General features: G+C 65.1%; 8 protein-coding genes and 1 pseudogene. 4 read left to right on the forward strand and 5 right to left on the reverse strand.

Features of this window, described 5'->3' with window-relative positions:
• The coding region (locus tag Q0X61_RS11905) for a PLP-dependent aspartate aminotransferase family protein (protein WP_297742928.1) at positions 1 to 673 on the reverse strand (673 nt) is incomplete at its 3' end.
• A gap of 154 nt (positions 674 to 827) precedes the next feature.
• Between Q0X61_RS11905 and Q0X61_RS11910 the strand changes: the two genes are divergently transcribed.
• From Q0X61_RS11910 to Q0X61_RS11920, 3 genes are read left to right on the forward strand one after another with little or no spacing between them, the layout of a single operon-like run.
• On the forward strand, positions 828 to 1,643 hold the full coding sequence (locus Q0X61_RS11910; protein WP_297742930.1) for a hypothetical protein: 816 nt from the start codon (positions 828 to 830) through the stop codon (positions 1,641 to 1,643).
• Positions 1,640 to 2,632, forward strand: coding sequence for a hypothetical protein (locus Q0X61_RS11915; RefSeq protein ID WP_297742932.1), 993 nt, complete (start codon positions 1,640 to 1,642; stop codon positions 2,630 to 2,632). The genes Q0X61_RS11910 and Q0X61_RS11915 overlap by 4 nt, the downstream gene beginning before the upstream one ends.
• Complete coding sequence (locus tag Q0X61_RS11920; protein WP_297742934.1) at positions 2,632 to 3,381, forward strand: hypothetical protein; 750 nt, start codon at positions 2,632 to 2,634, stop codon at positions 3,379 to 3,381. The genes Q0X61_RS11915 and Q0X61_RS11920 overlap by 1 nt, the downstream gene beginning before the upstream one ends.
• Positions 3,382 to 3,608: 227 nt before the next feature.
• Here the strand turns inward: Q0X61_RS11920 and Q0X61_RS11925 are convergent, their stop codons facing one another.
• Both Q0X61_RS11925 and Q0X61_RS11930 read right to left on the reverse strand, forming a co-directional pair.
• Positions 3,609 to 4,199, reverse strand: coding sequence for a hypothetical protein (locus Q0X61_RS11925; protein ID WP_297742936.1), 591 nt, complete (start codon positions 4,197 to 4,199; stop codon positions 3,609 to 3,611).
• A 130-nt stretch (positions 4,200 to 4,329) separates the two neighbouring features.
• Positions 4,330 to 5,427 (reverse strand): ABC transporter ATP-binding protein, encoded by a 1,098-nt coding sequence (locus Q0X61_RS11930; protein ID WP_297742938.1) that lies wholly within the window; start codon positions 5,425 to 5,427, stop codon positions 4,330 to 4,332.
• 442 nt (positions 5,428 to 5,869) lie between these two features.
• On the opposite strand from Q0X61_RS11930, the gene Q0X61_RS11935 reads away from it, so the two are divergent.
• Positions 5,870 to 6,631, forward strand: a complete 762-nt coding sequence (locus Q0X61_RS11935; RefSeq protein WP_297742940.1) for a DedA family protein — start codon at positions 5,870 to 5,872, stop codon at positions 6,629 to 6,631.
• A gap of 2 nt (positions 6,632 to 6,633) precedes the next feature.
• On the opposite strand, the gene Q0X61_RS11940 is transcribed toward Q0X61_RS11935, so the two are convergent.
• Together Q0X61_RS11940 and Q0X61_RS11945 are read right to left on the reverse strand one after the other, a co-directional pair.
• Positions 6,634 to 7,245: a bifunctional 2-polyprenyl-6-hydroxyphenol methylase/3-demethylubiquinol 3-O-methyltransferase UbiG gene (locus tag Q0X61_RS11940; RefSeq protein WP_297742942.1), complete on the reverse strand. Its 612-nt coding sequence runs from the start codon at positions 7,243 to 7,245 to the stop codon at positions 6,634 to 6,636.
• Positions 7,246 to 7,511: 266 nt separating this feature from the next.
• Positions 7,512 to 7,989 (reverse strand): annotated as a pseudogene (locus Q0X61_RS11945) (hypothetical protein); the annotation flags it as partial.

Genomic DNA, 7,989 nt, shown 5'->3' on the forward strand with positions numbered 1-7,989 from the left:
CGGTGAGCTGCTCGTGCAGCTCAGCGGTGGCGGCAACGACGGCGCCGCCCACCACGTCGGAATGTCCGGCGATGAACTTCGTCGTCGAGTGCGCGACGGCGTCGGCGCCGAAGTGGAGGGGCTGCTGCAATAGGGGGGTGCAGAAGGTGTTGTCGACGACGACACTCGCCCCCGCGGCGTGCCCGAGCTCGGTGACGTGTTTGATGTCGGTGATCCGCAGGAGCGGGTTCGACGGCGTCTCGATCCAGACGAGATCGGCCGGCGTCGATAGCGCCGCCGCGGCGGCGTCGAGATCGGTGAGATTCACATAATCGACGGTGACCCTCCCGCGTTCTGCCCACCAGGTGAGGAGCCGCCAGGTGCCGCCATACGCGTCGTGCGGGGCGACGACACGCCCGCCTACTGGAACCAGCGTCTCGATGGCGAGCACGACGGCGGCCATGCCGCTCGCGACGGGCACCGCGCCCGCGCCGCCTTCGAGGCTCGTGAGCGCGTGAGCGAGCACGTCGCGGGTGGGGTTGGCGGCTCGCGAGTAGTCGTGTTCGCGGGGTTCGCCAATGTCGTTGAACACGTAGTTCGTGGACAGGTAGATCGGCGGCACCACCGCGCCCCGCCCGGTGTCGGTGTCGAGTCCAGCCTGCGCGGCGCTCGTCCAAGATCCAAGTTCAGCCATCGGTTCCTCCTTCGCCCCAACGTAGCCGTTTCTTGCAGCGTGGGCGCGAGCTGTCCACCCAGTAATGTGGTGCCGTGGAGTGGTGCCGAGTGAGCTACACACTGCATAGTGTTGACGTGCAGAACAACAACGTGAAGTGCGGCCCGTGCAAGATATGAGCGAGGGAAGAGTGAGCGAAGCGCAGCAAGCGTGGAAGATGCTGAGCGAGTCCGCCGTGGCGGCGCGGCTCGGTGGGATCACGAGTGAGTCGAGCGACGTCGCCGACAATTCCGATATCACCGAAGGCCGGATCAATCCCCACGCTAGCGGGCGCACCGCAGGTCAGCGGGGCGGGTCAGGCCCGATGCCGCCGATGATGATGGGCGGCGCAGGCGCCGCGGGTGGCGCGCAAGCGGGTGCGGCCCATACCAGCGCGGCCCAGTCTGGGCTGGGCAATCTTCCGAGTGGACTTGGCGCGACAGTGCCCGCCGGCGCAAGCGGCGTCGGGGCCGGTGTTGGAGGGCCGGGCAGCCTCGCAGCTGGTGCGCACGGCGCGTCTGGCAGTGTGATGGCTGCGGGAGGCGCGAACCCCGACGCAACCCTGTCGGGAATGTATTCCGGCACCGGAGCGTCCGAGGGTACAGCGGGCGGTAACTTCGTCGTCGGCACACACGGCGCGGAAGGCCAGCGCGTTGACGGGTACACCGTCGAGCCGGAACACCTGCGGCGTGCAGCCACGGGGTGGCAGGCGATCGCGCAGATGATGGGCGAGGCGGATCAGGCGATGCAGATTCCCCACGACCTCGGATTCGCGAACGTGGCGCAGGGCCCGACGAACGAGCTGTCGCTGCTCACCAAGTACTATGCGCAGCAAGCCAGCAACGAGTTCATCGCCATTGATCGAAGGCTGCACGGCGCGGCTAGTGAGTACGACGAGCGTGAACTGAGCAACGCTCGCCTAGCCGGCGAAGTTGGAAGGATGTCGAAATGACTGTACTTCTCGAAATGATCCCGGAAGCTTTGCAAGACCTGTTCGGCAAGCGCGGCGGCGGTATCACGGAGATGGCGGAAGGTGTATCGAAGTCGCTGCGCTCCTACATGAGCGAGCGGCGCATCACTGGGGCGGAGCTCGCTTCCGATTCGTACCGCCGCATCATGGAGCGGCTCGAACAGCTGGAACAGCGAGTGCAAGCGGACTGGGAAGCCGACGGTAGAGACATCACCGACGGCGTCTGGTGGTGGTTGAAGAAGCTCCGCACCTTCGGCGGCGCGGCGCTTTCCTTCGAAAGCAGAGTGCGCAACCTGAGGCGCCATCTCGACAACACATTGGCCGATATTCGGGAGAAGATTGAGTCTCAAGCCGAGCCGCGGCTGCCCGTGCCCGACCAGCTCGACAAGACGTCGGAATTGTGGCGTCAGGCCAGCGTGCGCGTTGAGGAAGTCAACAAGCAGGTGCTGACGCTGGGCAAGGTGATGGGCTGGGGCGGGGCCGCGTCGTCCACCTACGGCAATATGGTGGAGGTGCAGATCGAAGCCAGCAAGGAGTTTCAGCATCTGCCTCGCGTGATGTCGGATTCCTACGCCATGTACCGCGACCTCAACAAGGCCGTGTTGTGCGCCGCCGAGCGTGCCCTGCGGTTCGCGATGGTGCAGGCCGACCAGGTCGATGCCGCACTGGATGATCCGCTCGTGCGGCTCTTACGTGGCATGTACCCACTCAGCAACAACTGGCGAGCGATCCTCGACGACCTCAGCGCAGAGCTGGATTCGGTGTTCTCAGTGTCCGACTCGGGCTCCAACTCGGTGGGCTCCCAGCTCGATTCGGTGCGCAGTTCCCTCACGGTCACGCAGAAGGGGTGGCCGTCCGGTCTGGGTATGGCAGGCACGCGCGCTGGCAACACGTCTACCCACATCAGCGCGCACGCGTCGACGGAGTCCGCCAGGGCTCGGTATCGGGTGCCGAAGTTCGGGTTGAACTGATGAGCACCGGCCCGCTCGGGTACGAAGACGACGAATACGACGACGATCTTCTCGCGCCCACACTGGGCGGGGTGAGCGGCGATGGGCCCCAGGAAGCGGAGCATTCCGACGATGTGCCCGCCGCGGACTTCGCCGGTGGGGAGCCGGACGAGGGCGAGGGCGCGGAGGATGCCACGAGGGATTCAAAGCGCACGGTGTGGTTGCGCTACGACGGCGACCAGCTCGTCGGAGTGCGGGTGAACTCAAATTGGACGTCGAAGCTGCGCACGATCGAGGAGCTGGAGGTGGCGTTTCAGGAGGCCTTCGCTGCGGCGATGCTCACGTTGGCGGATGTCGAGGTTGGGCAGGAGGACCTCTCGGAGCTCGAGTTTCCCGATCTGCCCGATTTCGGACCGGAGTCACTCGAGGCGTATCTGCGCATGATGGACGATCACGAGGCGGCGTGGAAGGCCGCGATCGACCGCGCCGCGAAGGTGGAGCAGAAGCCGCAGCCCATTCAAGGGAAGGCCAAGGGCGTCACCGTGACGCTGAGCCCTGGCGGCATGCCGGCGACGGCGGAGTTCGACAGGAAGTGGATACTGAACGCGCAGCCCGGCCAGATCGCGAATCAGGTGCTCAAAGCCGCAACGCGCGCGCAAGCCATGTATGTGCCGCCTAAGCATCCGATGGCTGACGAACTCGCCCAGTTCGAGCGGGAACGTCGCGTGCTCCAGGCCGGATTCCACGCGCTATTGAACCAGCCGAGGTGAGTTGGGGCCGGACCGCAGAACGCCTCTCGGCGCGTGGCCGCTCGCAGCGGCAAATGTTGGAGCCCGGGGTTACCGCGGCCCAGCCGCCACCACTGTAGTACCTCATCACGTTTGGCCCAAGTGAGTGCGAAACGCGACTGTGCGCACTCCAGAGGCGGATTTCGGGCGGAACTGGGCCGTTTTGCTCAACTGGCGTGCGCTCAGTCGCGCACGGCGGTTGGTCTCCCCTACGCGAGCCGTCCTTGTACCCAGAGTTTGGCCGCGTGTTCCAGCTCCGTTGCCAAGGAGGTGAAGCGTTCGGCCGTGCGACGTTCATCGTCGCGCCCGAGCTCTTCCGCCCCCGCGGCCTCGATGCGAGCAAAGGCGGCGGCCCTGTAGAGCGCGACGGCGAAGTCACCGGCGAACGCGCCTCGAAAGATGGTGTTCGCGAGCTCAACCACTTCGTCGGGCGAGGGCGCTTCCGGGGCGCCGGCGACGACGACGTCGCGCTCGGAGGCGGCTGTGATCCCCTGACGGAATCGCAGCCCGGCCAGCCGAGCGTCGGCAGCAACGACGTGCCGAAGCAGGTAGAGCCGCCACAACGCACCAGGCAAGGTGTCGGGCGCGGAATCCGACCAGAGCTCAGCCACGTCGTCGACCCCATGCTCTTGCGCATAGTCGACGATGCGCCCAGCCAGCGCCGGATCACTCGAGGCACGCACGCGGTGCAGGAAGGCTGCCGCGGAATCGTGCGCCAACGATTCCGACGGGTCATTCGAGGGCATAAGCACCTCGAGGAAGTCGCCGGGGCGTCGAACTGGTTTGTGAAACTCTCGCACGACTTCGATCCTAGGCGGCCGAGGTCAACGCGATGTCGGCGCCCCCGGTGCTGCCAGGCTCGCCGCTCACTATCGCGCGAACACGACGCGAGGGCCCCGGCGTGCCGGGACCCTCGCGAATGGTGGTGTGTCAGGAGATGCGCAGTTCAGTTTCGTTGCTGAACACGTGCACCTGGGCCGGGTCAGCCTTCAGACGGACCACTTCGCCCTTCGCAGGCGCAGTGCGTGCGCCGACGCGGGCGACGATCTGCTGCGCGGTGAGCTTCTCCTCGGTGGAGAGGCCGGCAACCGTGCCGTACAGGTACGAGTCGGCGCCAAGCTCTTCCACGACGGCGACGTCGAGGCCGATACCGTCGTTGTCGGTGGATACGTGGAACGCCTCGGGGCGAACGCCGATGGTCAGGGTCTCCTCACCCTCGGCCTTGGCGAGCACCTCGCGCGGCACGCGGACGGTGTAGTCGCCCACCTGGACGCCGTCCTCGACGCGCTTGCCCTTCATGAGGTTCATCGCAGGCGAGCCGATGAAGCCAGCGACGAACAGGTTCACCGGGGTGTCGTAGAGCTCGAGCGGCGAAGCAACCTGCTGGAGGAGACCGTCGCGCATCACTGCTACGCGGTCGCCCATCGTCATGGCCTCGACCTGGTCGTGGGTGACGTACACCGTCGTGACACCCAGGCGCTGCTGCAGCGCAGCGATCTGGGTACGGGTGGAGACGCGGAGCTTGGCGTCGAGGTTCGACAGCGGCTCATCCATGAGGAACACCTGGGGCTCACGCACGATGGCGCGGCCCATGGCCACGCGCTGACGCTGACCACCGGAGAGGGCCTTCGGCTTGCGGTTGAGGAAGTCTTCGAGGCCCAGCAGCTCTGCGGCCTTCTTGACGCGCTCCTCGCGCTCAGCCTTCGACTTGCCCTGCATCTTGAGCGCGAAGCCCATGTTGTCGGCGACCGTCATGTGCGGGTAAAGGGCGTAGTTCTGGAACACCATCGCGATGTCGCGGTCCTTCGGCGGCAGGTCGGTGACGTCGCGGTCGCCGATGAAGATGCTGCCCTCGGTAACCTCTTCGAGGCCAGCGAGCATGCGCAGCGAGGTGGATTTACCACAACCGGACGGGCCGACGAGGACCATGAACTCGCCGTCCTCGATGTCGAGGTTCAGCTTGTCGACGGCGTTGCGGTCGGCGCCGGGGTAGCGGCGAGATGCTTCACGAAAACTTACAGTGGCCATGCCACAATCCTTTCCACGGGCAGGTACGTGCCCGACGATCCGTAGTGGAGTAACGGGTTTTCCGTAGAACGTGACTCTACACGCCCCCTCGTTCGTAGTTGAAGGGGGTGGGGTTACTTTTCCTGTCACGATGTTGTAACGGGCTGAACCAGGTCTGGCAAGCACTTGCGCGACGAGGCGCCGTCGGGATTGGGCCGCCCGGGCACCTGTAACCTGTGCGGCTCTGTTCCGGATCACGTGTCACCTGCCTCCCGACGGCGCCTCGTCGCCGCTAGGCGGGTGACACTTGATCCGCTCAGTTGCCGCACAGGTTGCACCAGCTTGAGCTGGGTGGGGCTGCTTGAGGCCGGGGCTCTGGCAGCGCCGCGCGTGCCGGGGAAGCGCCGTGGATGCCGGGTGGAACGAGCGACGGGTAACCTGCCGACGCGGTACCATGCAGCCCGTGAGCCACGACGACGCCCCGACCGCCGCCCCAAACGACCAACCGTCCGAAGAGACCCAGGAAGAACCCTGGTGGGCCGACGAGAGCATGCCGTGGAAGCGCGAACCTCAAAAGGCCGACTACTGGTGCCTGGGCTGGTTCGGGTTCGTCGGCATCTTCTCGCTCGTGCTGATCCCCGTGCGCGCGTGGATGCTCCCCAACGCGCCGGAATGGTTCGCCATGCTCACCGGGAGCCGCACCGCCGTCGCCGTCACGGGCGCGTTCGCTGGCGAGGGCAGGCTCGAACACTGGGCGGTGGTCCTCATCATCGCATCCATTCTGAGCCTGAAATTCGACTGGATCTACTGGTGGGCCGGCAAGCTGTGGGGGCGCGGAATGATCGAAGTGTGGGCAGGGCAGTCCAAACGCGCCGCGAAGAGCTACGCCCGCGCCGAGCGATGGGCCGAAAAGCTGGGTGCGCTGGGGTTCGTCGTCGCGTATGTTCCCATTCCACTACCTCTGATGCAGGTGGTGTTCGTGATCGCCGGCGCGACGAACATGAACATCAAGCGCTTCCTCATCTACGACTACATCGCCAGCACCATGTGGCTGGTGCTCTACTTCTGGTTGGGTTGGCGGTTCGGTGAACCGATCGTCGGGGTGCTCGACTGGTACGCCAAAATCTCGCTGTACGTGGCGCTGGGCCTGATCGTGGTGATCGTGGTGTCGTCCATCCTCTCGAGCAAGAAGAAGGCGGCCGCGAAGACGGCTGACAACCGCTGACCTCAGCCGCGCGCCGGTGAGAACAGTGCCACGAGGAACTGCGACTCGTCGGTGAAGGGGCGCAAATCCCACGACGAAAACGCGGCGTAGGCCTCCAGCCCGGCGGTGTCTGCGTCGGACATGAATTCTCCGAACTCGTAGCCGCGGCCTGCGCCGAAGCCGATGATCGCGCGACCGTCGTGCGCGAGATGTTCCCGGAAGCGATGAAGCACGTCGACGCGGGTTGAGTCGGCGAGGAAGCCCATCACGTTGCCGGCGCAGACGATCATGTCGAAAGGTTCCGCGATGCCCTCGGCCGGTAGGTCCATCTCGGCAAGATCACCGACGACGTACGTCGGCCCGGGATGGTCTTGCTCAGCCGCGGCGATCAGTGCTGGGTCGACGTCGATGCCGACGACGGTATGGCCAAGTCCGTGCAGAAACCCGTCGAGGCGACCCGGGCCGCAGCCCGCGTCGAGGATGCGCGCCCCGCGCTCGCACATGGCGTCGACGGTGCGCGCTTCGCCGTAGAGATCGTTGCCCTGCGCCTCCATAGCACGAAAACGCTCGATGTAGCGTTGCGAGTGGCCGGGGTCTTGCGCAATGATCTGCGCCCACCTGCTGGGTTCTGGCATCGTTCCTCCAAAGTCGTCGGCGACCAGAATAGCGACGTGGGCCCGGCAACATCTCGCTGCCTTAGTAGCAGAAGCTTGGTCGTAGCCGAACCAAGGTTTGACAGCGCATCGGTGAGCGGGGGCGCCGAAACTTCAGAATCCGTACGCAGATTCACCAACCATGCCGAAAATGGGGGGGAGTTGGATCTGCATACGGATTGTGAAGTTTTGCGTGACTACCCCAGGTGTCCTTTGCAGGTTGGCTCCTTGTTCATCATGTTTTCGCATCATGGGTTCCTGGGGTTGGTGTTGAGTGCGTGGAGTTCTCCGATTTTGAGGGTTTCGCTGGTGGTTGTGGTGTGGTGGAGGGTTCCTTGTTGGCCGATGCCTTGCCAGTGGATGGTCCAGTTGGTGGTGGCGGTGATGGTGTAGGTGCCTTGTTTGTGGTAGCCGGTTTGTGCTCCGCAGGTGACGGGGGTTGTGGGGTGTGTGTTGTTGTGGGGTTGTTTCCATTTGGTGCAGGTGATGGGTGGGGTGTTGTTGCCGAGGTTCCAGGTGATGGATTGGGCTTTGGCGGTGATGGTGACGGTGTGGCCTTGTTGGGTGGCCGAGGCGGTGGTGGGGCCTGTTTGGTTGGGGGTGGGGTTGCGTGGCCAGAGCCAAAGCGGCATGCCGACGGCGCCGAGGGCGTTGGGGTTTTGTTCGAGGGTGGTGGGGGTGGTTCCTGGGGTGATGGGTTGGAGGTGGATGGTGGCGAGTGCTTTC

It is taken from the genome of uncultured Tessaracoccus sp. (assembly GCF_947255005.1).
Lineage (GTDB): Bacteria > Actinomycetota > Actinomycetes > Propionibacteriales > Propionibacteriaceae > Arachnia.

Coding starts and splice junctions, on each gene's coding strand:
- Q0X61_RS11910 (WP_297742930.1), top strand. CDS start 828: ATGAGCGAGGGAAGAGTGAGCGAAGCGCAGCAAGCGTGGAAGATGCTG.
- Q0X61_RS11915 (WP_297742932.1), top strand. CDS start 1,640: ATGACTGTACTTCTCGAAATGATCCCGGAAGCTTTGCAAGACCTGTTC.
- Q0X61_RS11940 (WP_297742942.1), bottom strand. CDS start 7,245: ATGCCAGAACCCAGCAGGTGGGCGCAGATCATTGCGCAAGACCCCGGC.
- Q0X61_RS11920 (WP_297742934.1), top strand. CDS start 2,632: ATGAGCACCGGCCCGCTCGGGTACGAAGACGACGAATACGACGACGAT.
- Q0X61_RS11930 (WP_297742938.1), bottom strand. CDS start 5,427: ATGGCCACTGTAAGTTTTCGTGAAGCATCTCGCCGCTACCCCGGCGCC.